16 protein-coding genes and 1 riboswitch are annotated in these 19,779 nt (G+C 68.9%); of the genes, 3 read left to right on the top strand and 13 right to left on the bottom strand.

Features of this window, described 5'->3' with window-relative positions; translation table 11 throughout:
* The 5 genes from B0I32_RS24685 to B0I32_RS24665 all read right to left on the bottom strand — a co-directional run.
* The coding region (locus B0I32_RS24685; RefSeq protein WP_146178305.1) for a Clp protease N-terminal domain-containing protein at positions 1–1,544 on the bottom strand (1,544 nt) is incomplete at its 3' end.
* A 1,687-nt stretch (positions 1,545–3,231) separates the two neighbouring features.
* Positions 3,232–3,564 (bottom strand): histone-like nucleoid-structuring protein Lsr2, encoded by a 333-nt coding sequence (locus B0I32_RS24680; protein ID WP_106243615.1) that lies wholly within the window; start codon positions 3,562–3,564, stop codon positions 3,232–3,234.
* A gap of 513 nt (positions 3,565–4,077) precedes the next feature.
* Positions 4,078–4,566 (bottom strand): RDD family protein, encoded by a 489-nt coding sequence (locus B0I32_RS24675; RefSeq protein ID WP_146178304.1) that lies wholly within the window; start codon positions 4,564–4,566, stop codon positions 4,078–4,080.
* A 106-nt stretch (positions 4,567–4,672) separates the two neighbouring features.
* The gene (locus B0I32_RS24670; protein ID WP_146178303.1) at positions 4,673–6,145 is read right to left on the bottom strand and encodes an RDD family protein; all 1,473 of its coding nucleotides are present in this window, start codon (positions 6,143–6,145) and stop codon (positions 4,673–4,675) included.
* Positions 6,146–6,230: 85 nt separating this feature from the next.
* The gene (locus tag B0I32_RS24665) at positions 6,231–6,800 is read right to left on the bottom strand and encodes an amino-acid N-acetyltransferase (RefSeq protein WP_245956002.1); all 570 of its coding nucleotides are present in this window, start codon (positions 6,798–6,800) and stop codon (positions 6,231–6,233) included.
* Between the two features lie 280 nt (positions 6,801–7,080).
* Positions 7,081–7,230: riboswitch (cyclic di-AMP (ydaO/yuaA leader) on the top strand.
* 5 nt (positions 7,231–7,235) lie between these two features.
* Between B0I32_RS24665 and B0I32_RS24660 the strand changes: the two genes are divergently transcribed.
* Positions 7,236–8,279 carry a C40 family peptidase gene (locus B0I32_RS24660; RefSeq protein WP_106243515.1) on the top strand — a complete coding sequence of 348 codons (1,044 nt, stop codon included), beginning with the start codon at positions 7,236–7,238 and terminating at the stop codon, positions 8,277–8,279.
* Between the two features lie 49 nt (positions 8,280–8,328).
* Here B0I32_RS24660 and B0I32_RS24655 read toward each other — a convergent pair whose 3' ends face one another.
* The gene (locus B0I32_RS24655; protein WP_106243611.1) at positions 8,329–8,541 is read right to left on the bottom strand and encodes a LuxR C-terminal-related transcriptional regulator; all 213 of its coding nucleotides are present in this window, start codon (positions 8,539–8,541) and stop codon (positions 8,329–8,331) included.
* 1,002 nt (positions 8,542–9,543) lie between these two features.
* Positions 9,544–11,025: a bifunctional lysylphosphatidylglycerol synthetase/lysine--tRNA ligase LysX gene (gene lysX / locus B0I32_RS24650; protein ID WP_106243514.1), complete on the bottom strand. Its 1,482-nt coding sequence runs from the start codon at positions 11,023–11,025 to the stop codon at positions 9,544–9,546.
* 148 nt (positions 11,026–11,173) lie between these two features.
* Here lysX and B0I32_RS24645 point away from each other — a divergent pair, with 148 nt between their 5' ends.
* The gene (locus B0I32_RS24645; protein WP_106243511.1) at positions 11,174–11,647 is read left to right on the top strand and encodes a hypothetical protein; all 474 of its coding nucleotides are present in this window, start codon (positions 11,174–11,176) and stop codon (positions 11,645–11,647) included.
* 62 nt (positions 11,648–11,709) lie between these two features.
* Here B0I32_RS24645 and B0I32_RS24640 read toward each other — a convergent pair whose 3' ends face one another.
* The 5 genes from B0I32_RS24640 to B0I32_RS24620 all read right to left on the bottom strand — a co-directional run bounded on the left by B0I32_RS24640 (position 11,710) and on the right by B0I32_RS24620 (position 17,385).
* Positions 11,710–12,492 carry a type III pantothenate kinase gene (locus tag B0I32_RS24640; protein ID WP_106243508.1) on the bottom strand — a complete coding sequence of 261 codons (783 nt, stop codon included), beginning with the start codon at positions 12,490–12,492 and terminating at the stop codon, positions 11,710–11,712.
* A gap of 3 nt (positions 12,493–12,495) precedes the next feature.
* Complete coding sequence (locus tag B0I32_RS24635) at positions 12,496–15,021, bottom strand: L-aspartate oxidase (RefSeq protein WP_106243506.1); 2,526 nt, start codon at positions 15,019–15,021, stop codon at positions 12,496–12,498.
* Between the two features lie 78 nt (positions 15,022–15,099).
* Positions 15,100–15,936, bottom strand: coding sequence for a pantoate--beta-alanine ligase (gene panC / locus B0I32_RS24630; protein WP_106243503.1), 837 nt, complete (start codon positions 15,934–15,936; stop codon positions 15,100–15,102).
* 22 nt (positions 15,937–15,958) lie between these two features.
* On the bottom strand, positions 15,959–16,849 hold the full coding sequence (locus B0I32_RS24625; protein WP_106243500.1) for a Rossmann-like and DUF2520 domain-containing protein: 891 nt from the start codon (positions 16,847–16,849) through the stop codon (positions 15,959–15,961).
* A gap of 308 nt (positions 16,850–17,157) precedes the next feature.
* Positions 17,158–17,385 carry a chaplin gene (locus tag B0I32_RS24620; RefSeq protein ID WP_106243498.1) on the bottom strand — a complete coding sequence of 76 codons (228 nt, stop codon included), beginning with the start codon at positions 17,383–17,385 and terminating at the stop codon, positions 17,158–17,160.
* Between the two features lie 184 nt (positions 17,386–17,569).
* Between B0I32_RS24620 and B0I32_RS24615 the strand changes: the two genes are divergently transcribed.
* Positions 17,570–18,532, top strand: coding sequence for an SAM-dependent methyltransferase (locus tag B0I32_RS24615; RefSeq protein ID WP_106243496.1), 963 nt, complete (start codon positions 17,570–17,572; stop codon positions 18,530–18,532).
* A gap of 31 nt (positions 18,533–18,563) precedes the next feature.
* Here B0I32_RS24615 and B0I32_RS24610 read toward each other — a convergent pair whose 3' ends face one another.
* The gene (locus B0I32_RS24610; RefSeq protein ID WP_106243494.1) at positions 18,564–19,772 is read right to left on the bottom strand and encodes a cytochrome P450; all 1,209 of its coding nucleotides are present in this window, start codon (positions 19,770–19,772) and stop codon (positions 18,564–18,566) included.
* Positions 19,773–19,779: the final 7 nt, after the last annotated feature.

Genomic DNA, 19,779 nt, shown 5'->3' with positions numbered 1-19,779 from the left:
ATGATCCGCTTGTGCAGCTCGTCCTCCATGCGGAGCAGGCGCTGCGACTCCTCCTCGGTCAGCTTGAAGACCGGGATGCCGGTGGCGGTCGCCAGGACCTCGGCGATGAGCTCCTGGGTGACCTCGGCGACGACGTCCATGTCGCCGGCCTTCCACTCCTTCTCCCGCCGCTCGCGCTTGAGCTGGAGCTGCTTCTCCTGGTCACGGAGGGCAGCGGCCTTCTCGAAGTCCTGCGCGTCGATCGCGGACTCCTTGTCGCGACGGACGTTGGCGATCTTCTCGTCGTATTCGCGCAGGTCCGGCGGAGCGGTCATCCGGCGGATGCGCATCCGGGAGCCGGCCTCGTCGATGAGGTCGATCGCCTTGTCGGGAAGGTAGCGGTCGCTGATGTAGCGGTCGGCCAGCTGCGCGGCGGCGACCAGCGCGTCGTCGGTGATGGACACGCGGTGGTGCGCCTCGTAGCGGTCGCGCAGACCCTTGAGGATCTCGATCGTGTGGCTGAGCGAAGGCTCGGCCACCTGGATCGGCTGGAACCGGCGCTCGAGCGCCGCGTCCTTCTCGAGGTACTTGCGGTATTCGTCGAGCGTGGTCGCGCCGATCGTCTGCAGCTCGCCGCGGGCCAGCATCGGCTTGAGGATGCTGGCGGCGTCGATCGCGCCCTCGGCGGCGCCCGCACCCACGAGCGTGTGCAGCTCGTCGATGAACAGGATGATGTCGCCGCGCGTGCGGATCTCCTTGAGCACCTTCTTCAGGCGCTCTTCGAAGTCACCGCGGTAGCGCGAGCCGGCCACCAGAGCACCGAGGTCAAGCGTGTAGAGCTGCTTGTCCTTCAGCGTCTCGGGCACCTCGCCCCTGACGATCTTCTGCGACAGGCCTTCGACGACGGCGGTCTTGCCGACGCCGGGCTCGCCGATGAGAACGGGGTTGTTCTTGGTCCTCCTGGAGAGGACCTGCATGACCCGCTCGATCTCCTTCTCACGGCCGATGACCGGATCCAGCTTGCCCTCGCGGGCGGCCTGGGTCAGGTTGCGGCCGAACTGGTCGAGCACCAGGGAGGTCGACGGAGCGGACTCCTGCGGACCGCCGGCCGCGGCCGGCTCCTTGCCCTGGTAACCGTGGAGCAACTGGATGACCTGCTGCCTGACACGGTTGAGATCAGCTCCAAGCTTGACCAGCACCTGAGCCGCCACACCCTCACCCTCACGGATGAGCCCGAGCAGGATGTGCTCGGTGCCGATGTAGTTGTGACCCAGCTGCAAAGCCTCACGGAGCGACAGCTCGAGGACCTTCTTGGCCCGCGGGGTGAACGGAATGTGCCCCGACGGAGCCGACTGGCCCTGGCCGATGATCTCCTCGACCTGCTGGCGCACACCCTCAAGGCTGATGCCGAGGCTCTCCAGAGCCTTGGCGGCTACGCCCTCACCTTCGTGGATCAAACCAAGAAGAATGTGCTCAGTGCCGATGTAGTTGTGGTTGAGCATCCTGGCCTCTTCTTGGGCCAAGACGACAACACGCCTCGCTCGGTCGGTGAACCTCTCGAACATCTCGTCGCTCCTCACAGAGCGGTCAGTCAGGCCGGTAAATCCGGTCCCGTCCTCCCGCATGCTAGCCCTGGCTCGGCGAACCGTGCCCACTGCCGCTGACACGCTCTATAACAGACACGTTCCCCGAGAGCAGGGCGTTCACCCTCCATCCAACTACTGTTCGGGGGTGACGTGTTCCCGATACGCCGCAAGCGAACGAGGTTTAGGACCCTTGGCGGAAGCGGCTCCATATCGCCGCACACGACGTACGCGGATCCACACGGATCGGCCATCGGACGCTCGGTGCGAAGGCCGGCACGGGGACGCCCTTCACTCCTGCATCTCAGATGCCGCGTCCGTATCTGTTACGCAATCATCCTATGTCGCGGCCCAAGCTTGGCCAAACGTGCGCGCTACGCCCTGAGCACAACGCGGCACGGAACGCACACCGTATCCACGGCAAGGAACGCACGCCCTGACGACACGGTACTGACGCCCTACTGACACATGCCACTAAGGCCGTACCGACACATGCCGCTGAGACCGTACTGCCGTACGAACCCTCACGCCGTACTGAAGCATGCCGGGCGGTGCCGACCGTACTCACCGTAATCGGATTTCCGTCATCCGGTCAGCCGGGTTACCGGAACGCATCCCGCATCTTGAGACGGCGCCCCCGGCGCCCTCGGCATTCGCCGTCACTCGGCGCACTCCGCGGAGGTACGGCAAACGCCATCTCGCGCACTCACAGAGTGACGAGTTTGTGAGTGCTTGCCCCGGGAAGCAGCATTCTGTGAGGCATGCTCATGCTTGTGGGTTATGCTCGCTCCGGCACATCCCTCGGGACCGGGTTTTGCGCGCCCCACCCATCCACGGCGGGCCGGTGTTTCGCATCGCCCCCGTCCTTGGCGGGACCAGGTTTCGCCCGGCATACCCGTCGGTTTTGCGCGGCTGTCCGGTCCGTAGCGGGCCGGGTTTCGCATCACCCGCCGGTCCCCTGCGGCGCCGGGTTTTCCACCGTTCGCGCGCATCCCGCGCGAGCCAGGGTTTTGCACCTGCGTGCGCATCGCGGGCCGGCCGGGTTTTCACCCCTGCCTCCACATCGCGGGCGGAGAAGATTTCCGGAAGCCCGCACATCGCCGCTGGCCGGGTTTTGCGGAGCCCGCACATCCGTACGCGCCGGGTAATCCGGGGTCGCGCGCATCCGTTGGAGCGAGGTAATCCGTACCGGATCCGATCACGGCACGGCCGGTTTCCGCCGTACGGCGGCGGGCGGGATCATGCTTTCGTGTTACAGCGCGTGAAGATCGGCGCGCTTAACCGCCGCCATGTTTTCCCGATGGCCCGTTCCATCGGCGCATTGGCGTGAGACGCCGGCTTTGCGGACCACGGCGGGCCGCGACGGCCGGCCTCTCGACTCGCCCATCCGCCGTGCCGAATGAGCCCCATCCACCCTGCCGAATGTGGCATGACGACGGCCCCGCACGGCTTTGCGCGCGGGGCCGTCGCATTACAGCGTCTCGCCCAGTGAAACGGCGTCAGGGCGGAGCCGGCAACGCGTGCGCCCTAATCGCCCACATTTGGGCGCTCAGAAGATCATCGTCCGAGACGCTCCGGTTTCCGGAACGCCAAGGGAACGATCATGCGCTTATGGCGGCCGCCGGGGTCCAAGGCGAACATCATAAGCGCATGGTCGAGAGCCGGCCCCTTAGTGAGCAGCTTCGTACTTCTCCACGACCGTGGAGGCGATGCGGCCGCGCTCGCTGACCGGCAGGCCGTGGGCCTTGGCCCACTGCCGGATCTCCGAGCTCTTCTCGCGGCTCATCGCCCGGTTGCCGCCGCGGCCACGGCGACGGGTGGAGACGGCGCCCGCCCTGCGCGCATGCTGCACGAAAGGCGTGAGAGCGTCCCGCAGCTTCTTCGCGTTAAGGTCGCTGAGGTCAATCTCATAGGTGGAGCCGTCAATAGCGAAGCTGACCGTCTCATTGGCCTCGCCCCCATCGAGGTCATCGATGAGAATCTCCTGGATCTGCTTGGCCATGTACGCAATCCTTTCGCGGAGCATTGTTTCATTCGCCTGCCCAAACATATACCCGGAAAGGCGTGGAGACAATTCAGCGCTACGGGGATTCGGCTGACTAGCCGATCAGTTCTGGCTCTCGGGCTGATCCTCGCGGTTTCGACGGCCCTGGACGGCCTCGGACCGGACCAACTTCACTACGCCAAAGATGAAGGCTCCGCCCACCACCACCGGGGGGATGAGCGCTGACAATACGTCTGTTAGGGCTTCCATTCGTCCTCGCCTCCACGGCCAGCGGGGTTTCGGGGGCGCAAAAAGCGCTGGGAGCGTGACCGCAGAGAGCCCCGCTCCCTCAAGACACGCAGGCGACAACCACCCGCATCCGACCATAGCGGCACACAGCTGCCCTGCGTGTCACAGGGGCGCCGACACCCGGCAACCCAGACGCCCCATAGCCTAATGCCAGTCTCTCCAGGCTCCTTACCGGATCAAGCGAAAATTTTGCGAAAAGACATCGGCCCAGGTACGCCCGGCTCAGCGAAGATCTTTTACCACGCGCGTTCCCGCCGCCCTGTCGTGCGGACCCCGCTCCAGCGGCTTGTCGATCAGGATGAGCAACCCGACGCCGAACAGCAACATTCCGGCCAGGAGATTGACCACCGGAATGCCCATCAGCATGAGGGGCGCGGGATAGATCAGTGCTCGTTTGAGCAGTGCACCGGCCGGAAGACCCTGCGGCGCCAGGCGAATCCGCATGATCGCCTTACCGAACGTCCTGCCGTACCGGGAATGAGCCCGCCAGTCATAGCCCGCATATGAGAGCCCGGCCACCGCCCACGCCAACACGCCGGCCAGTCTGCCGCCGAACACCTCGGCCATCCCGACAGTTCGGAAGAACCCCCATAGCCCGATGAACAGAATGTAATAGAAGACCCCGAAGACGAGTGCTTCAATCAGCCGGGCGCCGAGCCGTTCCCACCATTCAGCGGGTACCGCGTCCGGGCGCGGCGCGGTCCCGGCCATAACGTCCACCTCGCGTCCCGGCGTAGGGGCCTCTCATTGTGTACGGGCCCACGCACAAAACATAGGGGCCGGCGCGAGGCCGGCCCCTGGTTTCGCGGAGGGAGGACTACTTGATCTTCACCACCACGGTCTTCGCGAACTTGTCCGCGAAGGTCTGCTGCAACGGCTTGTCCCACAGCTGCGAGGCGCCGTTGAGCGCCACCACGGCCCAGCCGATCAGCCACCCGACGAACGGGACCACGTTGAGGATCCAACCGCCCCACGTCACGCCGGCGCGCTTGAGCGCCATGTCGGTGGGCAGGCCGCCCGGCGGCATCATCTGCCCGACGGGAACGACCTTGATGCCCATGACCATCTTGCCGACGGTCTGGCCCTTCGACTTCACCAGGAAGAAGTCGTAGACCACCCACAGCGCCGTCACGATCACGCTCGTCAGGATCCCCACCACCGTGGAGGTGAGGAAACCGCTGCTCGCGCCGGTGCTCGAGGAGTAGCTGGCGACGAGGAAGAGACCGAAGACGATCCCGATGACGATGTTGATGATGTAGAGGATGACGATGTCGATGATCCTCGCCACCAACCGCTGCCACCACTCCGCCAGCGGAGCCGGAGCGCCGGGCGGCTGGACGCCGACCGGCTGGCCGTAGGGCTGCCCGTAGCCGGGCTGGCCGTACTGCTGCGGCTGACCGTAGCCCTGCTGGCCGTAGGCCTGCTGCTGGTCGTAGCCCTGGCCGTAGCCGGGTTGCGACTGCTGCTGCTGGCCGTAGCCCTGCTGGCCGTAGGCCTGCTGCTGGTCGTAACCCTGCTGTCCGTACGGGGCCTGCTGGCCGTAGTCGGGCTGGGACTGCTGCTGCTGTCCATAGCCCTGCTGCTGACCGTACTGGTCCTGCTGGCCGTAGCCGGGCTGCGACTGCTGCTGCTGACCGTATTGCGGCTGCTGACCCGACTGGGGCTGCTGTCCATAGCCCTGCTGCCCGTACTGGGCCTGCTGGCCGTAGTCGGGCTGGGACTGCTGCTGCTGCCCGTAACCCTGCTGCTGACCGTACTGGTCCTGCTGCCCGTAACCCTGCTGCTGGCCGTAGCCGGGCTGGGACTGCTGCTGCTGACCGTATTGCGGCTGCTGACCCGACTGGGGCTGCTGGCCATAGCCCTGCTGCCCGTACTGGGCCTGCTGGCCGTAATCGGGCTGGGACTGCTGCTGCTGCCCGTAACCCTGCTGCTGACCGTACTGGTCCTGCTGCCCGTAACCCTGCTGCTGACCGTAGCCGGGCTGGGACTGCTGCTGCTGTCCATAACCCTGCTGCTGGCCGTACTGGGGCTGCTGCTGGCCGTATTGCTGTTGCTGGCCGTAGCCCTGCTGGCCGTAGCCGGGCTGGGACTGCTGCTGCTGTCCGTAGCCCTGCTGCTGACCGTACGGGGGCTGCTGCCCGTAGGCGTCGTCCGCCCGGTAGCCGACCACAGTGACGTCGGGGTCGGGCTCGCCGGGATGGCGGCCCGAGTTCTGCTGCCCGTAAGGGGTGCCGGGGGCAGAGTTTTCTCCGGAGTCGTCCTGTGGATACGGCGGCTGTCCGGTGCTCACCGTGTCACCTCGCTTCGAGTGCGCATGTGGCACGTGTCAGGACACATGCCTGTGCTGCCCAACGTATCGACATAGGTATCAACAATCACCTTTCCATCTGGTCAAGGTCCGCGTCACCCGATGTCAGATGGAGCAGCATGCGGGTGTTGCCCAGGGTGTTCGGTTTGACGTGTTCCAGGTCGAGGAACTCCGCCACGCCCTCGTCGTAGGAGGCGAGAAGTTCGGCGTACACCTCGGGTGAGACGGGGGTGCCCTGAATCGGGCGAAACCCGAGTCTCGCGAAGAAATCGACCTCAAAAGTTAGACAGAATACACGCCGCAGACCCAGATCCGTCGCCTGCTGTATCAGCGCCGAGACGATCCGGTGGCCGACGCCCATGCCCCGGCACTCGGGATCCACGGCCACGGTGCGGACCTCGGCGAGGTCCTCCCACAGCACGTGGAGCGCGCCACAGCCGACCACCTGCCCGCCCCGCTCGGCGACCCAGAACTCCTGCACGTCTTCGTACAGGGTCACCGTGGCCTTCTCCAGGAGCCGCGAGCCCGCGCCCGCGTAGGTGTCCACCAGCCTCCTGACCGCGCGCACGTCCGGCGTGCGGGCACGCCGGACCACCACCGCGGTCTCGGGCATCGTCAGTTCGGCCACCTGCTCCATGGCTCTCCAGAGTACAGATGTCATTACGGCTCGGCCCTAACTGCCATGTCCCGGCCCATCCTGTTACATGGGCCGGTCATATGGGCGCGCCCCTGGCGCCGGCCCCGCGGGCGCGGCGGAAGCAAGGGCAAAGGGGACATAAAGTCGCTTCTGTACGAGTGGACACGAGATCACCTTGTGACCCTTCGGTTGTGAAACCTCTACAGACTCGGCAGTTCTGGTTGAGCACGAACCCGGAGTGCATTAGTGTCCTGCGACGATGTCCCCCACGTGTCGCAACGTGAGAGACACGCCCAATTCCCGCGAGGGAAGCCGGGGACCCGCCGGTGACGACCCCCATCGTCACCACTGGGGTGAATCCGAATCGTTCGGTAGGGCTGCTCCGGCCCGAACCCGTCAGCTAACCCGGTAGGCGTCCATGAGAGGAGCTGGTTGGTGAAGCGCACGCACCACGGTGGGGGGAAGACGGCGGGCAAGCACGCCCGCCCTCCGGAACGGTCTCGGCGGCCGCACCGCTTCGGTGTGGTGAGTGTCACGATCGCCGCGTTCCTCATCGCGATCCCCGTCGGTTCCGCGTCCGCCGATCCCAAACCCTCGCTCAAGGAGCTGGCCAAGCGGGTCGAGAAGATGCACACCGAGATCGAGACGCTGAGCGAGCAGTACAACGGCCAGCGGGAGAAGCTCAAGACCGCCAAGAAGGCCGCTGAGGCCGCGAAGAAGACCCTGGCCACCAGTGAGGCCGATCTCGCCGCCAAGCGGGCCAAGGCCGCCATGCTCGCCGAGAACGCCTACATCACGGGCGGCCTGGGCCGGGTGCTGGCCTTCACCACCTCCAAGGACCCCGACACCTTCCTCGACCGCGCCGCCACCACGTACGTGCTGGAGCAGCAGCAGGGCGAGGCGGTCAACGCCGTCACCAAGGCCAGGGCGGCCGCCGAGCGGGCCAGGGCCGGCGCCAAGTCGCGCATCGACGAGGTCGAGCAGCTCGTCGACGAGCTGGGCGGCAAGCGCGACAAGATCACCAAGCTGGTCACCAAGGTCGAGAGCAACCTGTTCAGCCGGGCGCTGGGCGAGGCCGGGCGGCCCGGCACCCGCGCCACGCGCGTGGACCTGCCGATCGTCGGCGCCGGCAAGGCGGCCCAGGCCGCCCGCTGGGCGCTCACGCAGCAGCTCAAGCCGTACGTCTGGGGCGCCGAGGGGCCGAGCTCCTACGACTGCTCCGGCCTGGTCATGGCCGCCTACCAGAAGGTGGGCATCTCACTGCCGCACTACACCGGCAGCCAGTGGACGGCGGGCCGGCACGTCACCCGTTCGGAGATGCGCGTCGGCGACCTGGTCTTCTTCTACGGCGACCTGCACCACGTCGGCATCTACCTGGGCGGCGGCATGATGGTGCACGCGCCGCGGACCGGCGACGTGGTGCGCATCGCCTCGCTCGCCAACCGGCCGTTCGCCGGTGCCGTACGCATCGCCGACTGAGCCCGTATCCACGCCCGTAGCCGCCGCGGTAAGCGCTCCGTGCCCGTCGCTAGATCAACTGGCGGCGGGCCGCCCAGGCGACCGCCTCGATCGCCGTGGCCACGCCGATGCGGTCGCAGATGCCCCGTAATCTTCGGCGTACGGTACGGCCACTGATGTCCAGACGTCTGCCCACCCGGTCGACCGTGACTCCCTTGGCCAGCTCCGCCAGCAACGCAAGGTCGGCATGGCTCAGCTCAACGCCTTCCGCGAGCAAATCCATCGGGAGCCCTCCCCCCCAACAGCTGAACTTGGGCCTCTCAAGCGGGCCGAAGTCGCTCCTCGCAGACGGTAAACGCATCCTGGAAAGGTCGTCAAGCATGACAATCCGCGCTCTTGACGAGCGCTATTGACATGATCCGATATATATGACGCACTCGCGATATGTCGCCAATGATCGTCATACGATGAACGACGTCATCGAGCCTTCCGGCAAGCTGGGATCCGGCAATGACGAACGCGGCGGACGTGCGGGGTTTTGATCCATTCGACCGCGAATTTCTGCGTGATCCTTATCCCCGTCTCCACGAGACGCGTGCGCGGGCCACGTCGTTCCGCACGCGCGGCGGGATCACTCGCAGCCACCACGCGCGACCCTGCTCCGCGATCCCGGCTCCGGCCGGGGCACCGCGCCCGTGGAGAACGCAGCCGCAGGTCAGCACGCCGTGTCGGTTCTGTGAACGGACCCGTCCGGCCGCGCTGGGCTGCCCGCCCCGGTGAGCAGGGCGTTCACTCCCCGCATGTTCCAGCGCCCGCGCCCGCGCGTCGAGGCCGTCACCGCCGGCCCGATCGTCGCGCCGCCCGGCGGGAGCGGCCTCATGTCCGCTCCGGCCCGGCCACTTCCGGTCTTGGTGATCAGCGAGAGGCCCGGGGCGCCCCAGGAGGACCACGGACGCTGCCGCGGCCGGAGTGAGATACTGGCGCGCAGCCTTGACCCGATGCTTACAGCGGAGCTCGGATCGGAAACCGGGCAGGCCCAAAGGGAATTTCGCGACCACTTCCGCGAGCTCGCCGCACTCCGCCGCGAGCGCCCGGGAGACGAGCCCCCGAGCGCACAGACGCGGATACAGGAGCTGAGCGGGCGCGAGTCGCCGGCCACCGGCCCTGGAGGGACACAGGGCACGCCGGCGCCGGCGGTGATAGGCCCGGCCGATCGCGACCGCTTCCACGTGGGTGCCGCGCCGCCGGTGCGGCCCCGCCGAGGGCCGCACCGGGTGACAGTGCCTCAGTGCGTGGGCTTGACCAGCGGGAACAGGATGGTCTCCCGGATGTTCCTGCCGGTGAACGCCATGATCATCCGGTCGATGCCGGCGCCCATCCCACCTGTGGGCGGCATCGCGTATTCGAGCGCCTGCAGGAAGTCCTCGTCGACCTGCATGGCCTCGGGGTCGCCCCCGGCCGCCAGCAGCGACTGCTCCACCAGCCGGCGGCGCTGCTCGATCGGGTCGTTGAGCTCGGAGTAGGCGGTGCCCAGCTCGGTGCCGAAGCCGATCAGGTCCCACTTCTCCGTCAGCAACGGGTCGTCGCGGTGGTTGCGGGCCAGCGGGGAGGTCTCCAGCGGGTAGTCCATGACGAACGTGGGCTGGATCAGCGTGTGCTCGACCAGCTCCTCGAAGAGCTCCTGCACGATCTTGCCCGAGCCCCACTTCGGGTCCCAGTGGATCTCGCGCCGGTCGGCCAGCTTGCGCAGCTCCTCCAGGGTGGTGGAGGTGGTGATCTCCTCGCCCACGGCCTGCGACACCGCGCCGTAGAGGGTGATGCGCGGCCACTCGGGCATACCGAGCTCGATCTCCTGCCCGTCGTGGACGACCACCGTGGTGTCGAGGGCGGCCACCACGGCCTTCTGGTACATCCGCTGGGTGAGGTCGGCCATGTCGTTGTAGTCGAGGTAGGTGCCGTACGCCTCGATCATGGTGAACTCGGGGTTGTGCGTGGAGTCCGCGCCCTCGTTGCGGAAGTTGCGGTTGATCTCGAAGACCTTCTCGATGCCGCCCACCACGAGCCGCTTGAGGTAGAGCTCGATCGCGATGCGAAGGTAGAGCTCCATGTCGTAGGCGTTGATGTGGGTCTTGAACGGCCGGGCCGTCGCGCCGCCGTGGATCGGCTGCAACATCGGCGTCTCGACCTCTAGGTAACCCTCTTCGTGCCAGAAGTCGCGCACCGCGCGCACCGTGGCGCTGCGTACCCGCGCCATCGACCTGGCCTCGTCGTTGACGATGAGGTCGACGTAGCGCTGACGCACCCGCGCCTCGGGGTCGGTGAGGCCGACGTGCTTCTCCGGCAGCGGGCGCAGGCACTTGGCGGTGATCTGCCAGCTCTCGGCCAGAATCGACAGCTCGCCCCTGCGCGAGGTGATGACCTCGCCGCTGACCCCGACGTGGTCGCCCAGGTCGACGTCACGCTTCCAGGCGGCCAGGGACTCCTCACCGACCTTGTCGAGCGAGATCATCACCTGGAGGTCGGCACTGCCGTCGCGGAGGGTGGCGAAGCAGAGCTTGCCGCCCACGCGGTTGAGCATGACGCGCCCGGCGACGGAGACCCGGTCGCCGGTGGCGGTGTCGGGATCGAGGCCCTCGTATTTCTCCCTGACCTCGGCGTTGGTCGCCGTACGTGGGAAGTTCACCGGGTAAGGGTCGACGCCCTCGCTGCGAAGGCGGTCGAGCTTCTCCCTCCGGATGCGCATCTGCTCGGGAAGTTCGTCGCTCACAACATCAAAGGGTAGGGGATATGGCGAACTGCAAGGGCTCGTCGGCCTGCTGTAGATCCTTTGCAAGGCACCGGGCCTATCAATGTCTCACGAGCTCGAAGGGGGGAGCCGGCAGGGAGCCGGCCCGAGGGGAGCTCAAGGAGACGAGATGTTGAAGAAGATCGCGACCGGACTCGCCGCCGTCGCCGCGACCAGCGCTCTGGCCCTGGCGCTTCCCGCCGCCGCCTACGCGAGCACGCCCGACGACCACTCCGAGTACTGGGGCCCCGTCTACGCCCAGCACCACCAGGCCAAGGCGCAGGGCTGGGTGGGCGTCGACTGGGACCGCCGCGGCAGGTCCAACGAGGTCACGGTCAGAGGCCGGCTGTGGGACCTGGACAACCGCACCTACCGGGCCGGCGGCAAGTGCGCGTTCGTGGCGTTCCAGGCCAGTGACTTCGACCACGACTGGTCGCCGGTCTACTACAAGAAGTACTGCGGCTACCCAGGCTCGAAGTGGTTCCAGTTCCAGGAGCACGACGTCCTCAGCCTGCGGACCAAGGTCTGCCAGATCGGCCCCAACAGCAACTTCCCCGTCAAGTGCGGCCACTGGCAGTACATCTACACCGCCGAAGGCGAGTGACGGGTCACAACGCGAGCGGCCCCCTTCCCGAGCAGGGGGCCGCTCGTCGTGTGCTGTGGAGTTCAGGCGGTGTTGCGGTGGTAGATGAGCCGCAGCCCGATGAGGGTCAGCCACGGCTCGTGCACGTCGATCGAACGTGACTCGCCCACGACCAGCGCCGCGTGCCCGCCGGTGGCGACGACCGTCACCTCGTCGGGGTCGTCGGCCAGTTCGGCCGTCATGCGCTCGACGATGCCGTCCACCTGGCCGGCGAAGCCGTAGATGATGCCGGCCTGCAGCGCCTCGACGGTGTTCTTGGCGATCACCGAACGCGGCCTGACCAGCTCCACCTTGTGCAGCTGGGCTCCGGCAGCGGCCAGGGCGTCCACCGAGATCTCGATGCCGGGGGCGGTGACCGCGCCGACGTACTCGCCCTTGGCGGAGACGGCGTCGAACGAGGTCGCGGTGCCGAAGTCGACGATCACGCAGGGGCCGCCGTACTGGTCGATGGCGGCCAGCGCGTTCACGATGCGGTCGCTGCCGACCTCTTTGGGGTTGTCCATGCGTACGGGCACCCCGGTGCGGATGCCCGGCTCCACGATCACGGCCGTCACGTCGCCGTAGTAACGGCGGCACATCTCACGCATCTCGTTGAGCACGCTCGGCACCGTCGAGCAGATGGCGATGCCGTCGATGTCGGCCCCCTTGAGCAGCGGCGACTGGGTCAGCAGCCCTTGGAGGACGACGGCGATCTCGTCGGCGGTACGGCGGGCGTCGGTGGCCAGCCTCCAGTGCTCGATGACGTCCTCGCCCTCGAACAACCCCAGCACCGTGTGCGTGTTGCCGACGTCGATCGTGAGCAGCATTCATTACCCCCGCAGATCCAGTGCGATGTCAAGGGCCGGCGCTGAGTGCGTCAGTGCTCCCACCGCAAGGTAGTCAACGCCAGTTTCCGCCACATCACGGGCCGATTCCAAGGTCAATCCCCCGCTCGCCTCAAGAGCAACCCTGTTTTTCGCCCGATTTTTCACGATATGTACGGCACGGGCGGTGTCCTCGACCGTGAAGTTGTCCAGCAGGATCAGCTCGGCTCCTTCGTCGAGCACGGGGCTCAACTGGTCGAGCCGGTCGATCTCCACCTCGATCGGCAGATCGGGGTAGCGCTCCCTGACCGCCCTGAACGCCTCGGCCACGCCCCCAGCGGCCACGACGTGGTTGTCCTTGATCAGGGCCGCGTCCGACAGCGACATCCGGTGGTTCACGCCGCCGCCGCTGCGTACCGCGTACTTCTCCAGGGCCCGCAGGCCCGGCAGGGTCTTGCGGCTGTCGCGCACCCGCGCTCCCGTGCCGCCGATGGCCTCGGCCCAGCGCGCGGTCAGCGTGGCCACGCCCGACAGGTGGGTGAGCAGGTTGAGCGCGGTGCGCTCGGCCGTCAGCAGGGCGCGTACCGGGCCCTCGACGGTCATCAGCACGTCGCCGGCCCGCACCCGCTCGCCGTCCTTGGCCCCGCGCTCGGCACGGGCGGCGCCGAGCCGGACGAACACCGCCTCGGCCACCGCGAGCCCGGCCACGACGCCGTCCCTGCGGGCCACCACGTCGGCCACCGCGCGCTGTCCCTCGGGGATCGTGGCCAGGCTGGTCACGTCGCCGGCCTCCTGCAGATCCTCGGCCAGCGCGCGGTCGATCAGCGCGTCCACCTCGGCCGGGTCCAGCCCGGCGGCCGTGAGCTCCTGTGCCAGGCGCGGCGTCATCGTGTCCCCGTGCGGCGTGTACGTCATGCGCAGGCCCTCCTTCGTCAGGGTCACGTCGAGGTGGCCCAGCCATTCGTCGTCGTCGCGGGTCTCATGGTCCTCGCGCCAGTGCGAGCCGCGCGTCTCCAGCCTGGCGGCCGCCGCGCCCGTGAGGACGGTGGCGACGGTGAGCAGGTTCGTGGCCTCCCACGCCTCGGTGCAGGCGGGCACCGCGACCGGGGTCCAGCGGGCGTCGCGCAGCGCCCCGGCGGTGGCGCCCAGCGACTCGCGGCTGCGCAGCACGCTCGCGCCGGTGCTCATGTGGGCCTGGATCCTGGCCCTGACCCGCGGGTCGATCAGCCCTTCCGCGGCCACGCCGGGGACCGGCTTCCCCGGCGCGGGCCGCCGCTCGTGCACGTCGGCGGCGATGCGCTCGGCGAAGACGAGCCCTTCGAGCAGGGAGTTGGAGGCCAGCCGGTTGGCGCCGTGCACGCCGGTGCAGGCGACCTCCCCGCAGGCGTAGAGGCCCTCGATGGAGGTACGGCCGTGCAGGTCCGTCCGTACGCCGCCGCTGGCGTAGTGGGCGGCCGGCGAGACCGGGATCGGCTCCGTGACCGGGTCGATGCCGTGCTCGCGGCAGATGGCGTAGATCGTGGGGAAGCGCGACTCCCACTTCTCCCTGCCGAAGTGACGGCCGTCGAGAAAGACGTGGTCGCGGCCGGACGCGCGCATCGTGCGCATGATGGCCTTGGCCACCACGTCGCGGGGCGCGAGGTCGCCCAGCTCGTGCGTGCCGATCATGAACCGGCGGCCTTCGTGGTCGATCAGGAAGGCGCCCTCGCCCCTGACGGCCTCCGAGATCAGCGGCTGCTGCCCGGTCGAACCCTCGCCGAGCCACAGCACGGTCGGGTGGAACTGAACGAACTCCAGGTCGCGCACCACCGCCCCGGCGCGCAGCGCGAGAGCCACGCCGTCGCCGGTGGAGACGACCGGGTTGGTGGTGGCGGCGTAGACCTGGCCCATGCCGCCGGTCGCCAGCACCACCGCCCTGGCGTGCACCGCGCCCACGCCGTCGCGCGCGCCCTCGCCCATGACGTGCAGCGTCACGCCTCTGGCCCGGCCCTTCGCGTCCTTGAGCAGGTCGAGTACCAGCGCGTGCTCGATCACCTCGATCGAGCCGGCCCGCACCGCCTCGACCAGCGCCCGCTGGACCTCGGCGCCGGTGGCGTCGCCGCCCGCGTGCACGATCCGGCGGCGCCGGTGCCCGCCTTCCCGGGTGAGCTGGAGCTCCCCGCCCGCGGTCCGGTCGAAGCGGGCGCCGCGCGCCATGAGCCGGCGCAGCGCGCCCGGGCCCTCGGTCACCAGCGTGCGCACCGCGCGTACGTCGCACAGCCCGACTCCCGCGAGCAGCGTGTCACTCAGGTGCTCGTCGGGGGTGTCCTCCGGGTCGAGCACGGCCGCGATGCCGCCCTGGGCCCAGCGGGTCGAGCCCGACGACAGCACGTCCTTGGTGACGACCAGGACCTTGGCGGCCGGCTCCAGCTCGGCGTAGCGCAGGGCCACGGTCAGGCCGGCGATGCCGGAGCCCACCACGACCAGGTCGGCGTCGGTGATCCAGCCGGGCTCGGGGGCGGTCAGACGCAGGGGAATCGCCGGTCCACTCATCGGGGGTCTCCTCACTGAGGGCGATTTCGTCACTATGACGATAACGCCAGGCGCGGCGTGCCCCTTCCCCGGGGGCCCTCAGGCGGGGTTGAGGGTGAGCGTGACGTTGTCGATCAGCCGCGTGGACCCGACCCTGGCCGCCACCGCGAGCACGGCCAGCCCCTCGTACGACTCGCTCACTTCGGCGAACGTGGCCGGATCCACCAGGGCCAGATAGTCGACCTCCAGCCCGGGGCCCGCCTCGTCGAGCACGGCCATGGCCGTCCGCCTGATCTCGGACGGGGTGAGCCGGGCCGCCCCCGCGCGCAGCGCCCGCGAGAGCGCCAGGGCCGGCCGCCGGTCGTCCTCCGACAGGAAGCGGTTGCGGCTGGACAGGGCCAGGCCGTCGGGCTCGCGTACGGTCGGCGACCCCAGGATCTCGATCGGCAGGTCGAAGTCGGCGACCATGCGCCGGATGAGTGCGAGTTGCTGGGCGTCCTTCTGCCCGAAGACGGCCAGGTCGGGCTGGACCAGGTTGAACAGCTTGAGCACCACCGTGAGCATGCCGTCGAAGTGGCCGGGCCGCGCGGCGCCCTCGACGATACGGCCCATCTCGCCGGAGGAGACGGAGATCTGCCGGTCGGGCGGGTACATGTCCTCGACGGCCGGATGAAACACGACGTCCACGCCTTCGGCGCGGCACGCGTCGAGATCGGAGTCGAATGTACGGGGATAGCGCGAAAAATCCTCGTTTGGAGAAAATTGCAGAGGATTGACGAAGATGCTGACCACGACCTGATCGGCGCGCACCCGAGCCTGCCTGATCAGCGACCGGTGGCCCTCGTGCAGCGCCCCCATGGTCGGCACCAGCGCCACCGTACCGGCCCGGCGCGCCTTGACCAGGTCTTCCCGGTTGCCGGCGACGATCAGCTCCATCAATGCCCTCCAAGCGCGACGGTCAGGTCCATATATTGCCCCCCAGCGCGTCGAGCAGCCGCTCCGCCTCCTCGGGTTTGAGCAACCCCGCGGCCAGCGCCCGGTCCGCCGTGAGGCGGGCCAGCGCGATGTAGGCGTCGGCCGCCTCGGGGGCGGCCAGGATCAGCGCGTCGACGTGCTTGCGTACCGTACCGGCGTCACCCCGCACGACGGGGCCGGTCAGGCCGGCGATGCCCAGCCGCAGCACGTTGTCGAGCGCCGCGCCGAGCAGCGGGCCCAGCATCCGGCCCGGATGCTCGACGCCGATGCCGCGCAGCAGGTCGGAGGACTCCGCGATGAGCGTGACCATGTGGTTGGCGGCTCCGGCCAGGGCCGCGTGGTAGAGCGGGCGGTCGGCGTCGGCGATCCACACCGGCTCGCCGCCCATCTCGATCACCAGCGCCTCGGCCACCGGCCGCAGCACGTCGGGCGCGGTGACGCCGTACGAGATGCCGGTGAGCTTGTTGAGGTCGTCGTCCCTGCCGGTGAAGGTCATCACCGGGTGCAGCGCGAGCGGCAGCGCGCCCGCCTCGGCCGCGGGGTCGAGCACCGACAGCCCGTACGACCCGCTGGTGTGCACCAGCATCTTGCCCTGGAGGTCGGCTCCCGTGCTGGCCAGCCCGCTGACCAGGCCGGGCAGCGGGTCGTCCGGCACGGTGAGCAGGATGAGCTGGGCCGCGGCCACCACCTCGTCGGGCCGGGACGGCTTGAGGCCGAGCCGCTCGGCCGCCCACCGCTGGGAGTTGTCGGACACGCCGCTGGCGGCCACCACCCGGTGCCCCGCCTGGGCCAGCGCGGCGCCGAGGGCCGAGCCGACCTTGCCCGCCCCCAGTACGCCGACAGTCAGCCGGGCCGGGCGATCCCCTGCGTCCATGACGTCTCACCCCTGTCGTAATGGCACCGCCGACCAGCGTAACGGCCTCGTGAGACTGCCAGCGTGACGAGTGCTTTGCCGCGCGTTGAGTTAACGACAAAAGCGACAAGGGCATACAAAGAACGCACCCCCTGTCGGAAGAGATGAGGAGAGGGGTCACCGCATGAAAACGGGCGCCATGTCCCTTGCCGGAACCTGACGCCCGTACATCGCGACCCCTTTGGAGGTGCGCCGGCTGGTCATCCGCCGACTGACCAGTTGGGGACACGGACCCGGGCCGGCCTGCGCCGGCCCGGGTTCTCACGTGGTCAGTGGTGGCTCGGCGCGTACGCGCTCGCCCCGCCCTTGCAGCCCGCCACCGCGAGGCCGATGACCGCCACGGCGTTGCCGCAGACGTTGATCGGGGCGGTGATCGGCAGGTGCAGCTGGTTGCCGGAGAGCACGCCGCCGGCGCCGTTGGTGATGTCGGCGTGCGCCGGGGCGGCCATCGACAGCATGGCGGCGGCACCGGCGACGACCAGGACCTTCTTCAGCATGAGGGCTCCTCTCAGTTTCGCGGCTCCGGGCCGCGAGTGCTCGGGAAGAGATCCGCCGCGCCCTTGGGGGTGGCGCAACGCGATCACTCGATGACAATGGGTAAACGCTACCGCAAGTCGGAGACATTGAGTAGTCAGTTGATGACACTGCGTACCCATCGCGAGTCATGAGATAGTCCAGAACATGTGGCTCACCTGGCGCGCCGCCACCGAGCGCGCGCTGTACGGCGAGGAGGGCTTCTACCTCCGCGAACGCCCGTCAGGCCACTTCCGCACCTCGGTCAGCGCCTCGGCCGCCTTCGCCGATGCCGTGCTGGCGCTGCTGGCGGAAGTGGACGCCGAACTGGGCGAGCCCGACGTGCTCGACCTGGTCGACATCGGCGCGGGCGAGGGCGTGCTGGTCACCCAGGTGCTGGAGTCGGCGCGGCCGAAGTTGCGCGATCGGCTGCGGGTCACCGCCGTCGACCTGTCCCCCAGGCCGCCGGGGCTGCCCGAGCGCGTCCGCTGGTCCGGCACGGTGCCCGCCGGCATCGCCGGGCTGGTCATCGCCAACGAGTGGCTGGACAACGTGCCGCTCGACGTGGCCGAGCAGACCGCCGACGGGCCGCGCCTCATCCTGGTCGACGTGCGCACGGGCGAGGAGCGGCTCGGCGGGCCGCTGCGGCCGGCCGACCGGGCCTGGCTGGAGCGGTGGTGGCCGCTGACCCGCGTGGGCTCGCGGGCCGAGATCGGCCGACCCCGCGACGAGGCCTGGGCCTCCGTCCTGGTGCGTCTCAGCAGGGGCCGGGCGGTCGCCATCGATTATGCACACCCTGTGGACAACCGGCCGTTGTGCGGCACGCTCACCGGTTACCGCGACGGCGCGGTCGTCATCCCCGTACCCGACGGGACCTGCGACATCACGGCACATGTCGCACTCGACGCGTGCGCGGCGGCCGGGATCTCGGCCGGTGCGATATCCACAACCTTGTCCACACAACGCGAGGCGCTGCGCGAGCTGGGGATCACCGGCGCGCGTCCGCCGCTCGACCTGGCCAGGGCCGATCCGCGCGGCTATCTCAGGGCGCTGGCGCGGGCCTCGGAGGAGGGCGAGCTGATCGATCCGTCGGGGCTCGGCGGCTTCGGCTGGCTCAGCCAGAAGCGCTGAACACAAGCGCCGGGCCCTAGACGGTGGCGGCTCAAGCAGTGGCGGCCGAGGCGGTGGCGGTCAGGTCGAGGCTCTGGAGGCCGCGGATGACGTAACCGGGCTTCCAGGACGGCTCCTGGCGCAGCTCCAGCGTGCCCGCCCGGTCCAGCAGCGCGCCGAACGACTCCGCGAGCTCGATCCGGGCCAGCGGCGCGCCCAGGCAGAAGTGGATGCCCGCGCCGAACGAGATGTGCGGATTGTCGGCGCGGCCCACGTCAAGCCGGTCCGGGTCCTCGAACACGGCGGGGTCCCGGTTCGCCGAGCCGAACAGCAGCGCCACCTCCGAGCCGCGCGGGATCCGTACGCCGTGCACCTCGATGTCCTCCAGCACCCAGCGCTCGAACATCTGCAACGGCGTGTCCCAGCGCATCAGCTCCTCGACGGCGGTGGGCAGCAGGGACCGGTCGCCGCGCAGCCTGGCCAGCTCGCCCGGGTTCCTGAACAGCGACCACCAGCCGTTGCCCGTCACGTTCACGGTGGCCTCGTGGCCCGCGTTGAGCAGCAGCACACAGGTGCCGACCAGCTCGTCCTCGGTCAGCTCGTCGATCTGGGTGAGCGCCGAGATCAGGTCCTCGCCCGGGGCGCGGCGACGTTCGGCGGCCAGGGACTTGAGGTAGCCGGCGAACTCCTCGGCCGCGCGCACCGCGGTGTGCTGGGCCTCGGGGGCGGGGTTGAGCTCGTACATGCCGCAGATGTCGGCCGACCAGGGGCGCAGCAGGTGGCGGTCCTGGCCGGGGATGCCGAGCATCTCCGCGATGACGGTCACCGGGAGCGGCTCGGCCACCTCGGCGATCAGATCACCGCCGCCCTTGTCCACGTACGCCGCCACCAGCTCCCCCGCGATGGCGCGGACGCGGGGGCGCAGCGACTCGACCATGCGCGGCGTGAACGCCCTGGAGACCAGCCGGCGCAGCCTGGTGTGCACCGGCGGCTCCACGTCGAGCATGCCCGCTCTGATCACGCGCCAGAACGGCTCCTGGAACTCCGGCTCCGCCGGCCTGCCGAACTCCTCGTGGGTGGCCACGTGCAGGTAGGAGCGGCCCAGCCGGCGGTCTCTGAGCAGCGCGTTGACGTCGGCGTGCCGCGCGACGAGCCACTGGCCCGTCGGCTCGTAGTAGCTGACGGGCGCCTCGCGCCTCAACTGGTCGTACACGTTGTACGGGTACGCCACGAAATCCGGATTCCAAGGATCAAAGCCCACTATTTCA

Origin of the sequence: Nonomuraea fuscirosea, assembly GCF_003001935.1 — a bacterium.
Classification (GTDB): domain Bacteria; phylum Actinomycetota; class Actinomycetes; order Streptosporangiales; family Streptosporangiaceae; genus Nonomuraea; species Nonomuraea fuscirosea.
The sequence above is the reverse complement of the archived record's forward strand: the minus strand, read 5'-3'. Positions and strand labels throughout refer to the sequence as shown.

What these genes read in the sequence shown, in the direction of transcription:
- B0I32_RS24665 (WP_245956002.1), bottom strand. Translation starts at nt 6,800, where the DNA reads ATGGAGCAGGTGGCCGAACTGACGATGCCCGAGACCGCGGTGGTGGTC.
- B0I32_RS24675 (WP_146178304.1), bottom strand. Translation starts at nt 4,566, where the DNA reads ATGGCCGGGACCGCGCCGCGCCCGGACGCGGTACCCGCTGAATGGTGG.
- B0I32_RS24655 (WP_106243611.1), bottom strand. Translation starts at nt 8,541, where the DNA reads ATGGATTTGCTCGCGGAAGGCGTTGAGCTGAGCCATGCCGACCTTGCG.
- B0I32_RS24615 (WP_106243496.1), top strand. Translation starts at nt 17,570, where the DNA reads ATGTGGCTCACCTGGCGCGCCGCCACCGAGCGCGCGCTGTACGGCGAG.
- B0I32_RS24635 (WP_106243506.1), bottom strand. Translation starts at nt 15,021, where the DNA reads ATGAGTGGACCGGCGATTCCCCTGCGTCTGACCGCCCCCGAGCCCGGC.
- B0I32_RS24625 (WP_106243500.1), bottom strand. Translation starts at nt 16,849, where the DNA reads ATGGACGCAGGGGATCGCCCGGCCCGGCTGACTGTCGGCGTACTGGGG.
- B0I32_RS24680 (WP_106243615.1), bottom strand. Translation starts at nt 3,564, where the DNA reads ATGGCCAAGCAGATCCAGGAGATTCTCATCGATGACCTCGATGGGGGC.
- panC (WP_106243503.1), bottom strand. Translation starts at nt 15,936, where the DNA reads ATGGAGCTGATCGTCGCCGGCAACCGGGAAGACCTGGTCAAGGCGCGC.
- B0I32_RS24620 (WP_106243498.1), bottom strand. Translation starts at nt 17,385, where the DNA reads ATGCTGAAGAAGGTCCTGGTCGTCGCCGGTGCCGCCGCCATGCTGTCG.
- B0I32_RS24645 (WP_106243511.1), top strand. Translation starts at nt 11,174, where the DNA reads ATGTTGAAGAAGATCGCGACCGGACTCGCCGCCGTCGCCGCGACCAGC.
- B0I32_RS24640 (WP_106243508.1), bottom strand. Translation starts at nt 12,492, where the DNA reads ATGCTGCTCACGATCGACGTCGGCAACACGCACACGGTGCTGGGGTTG.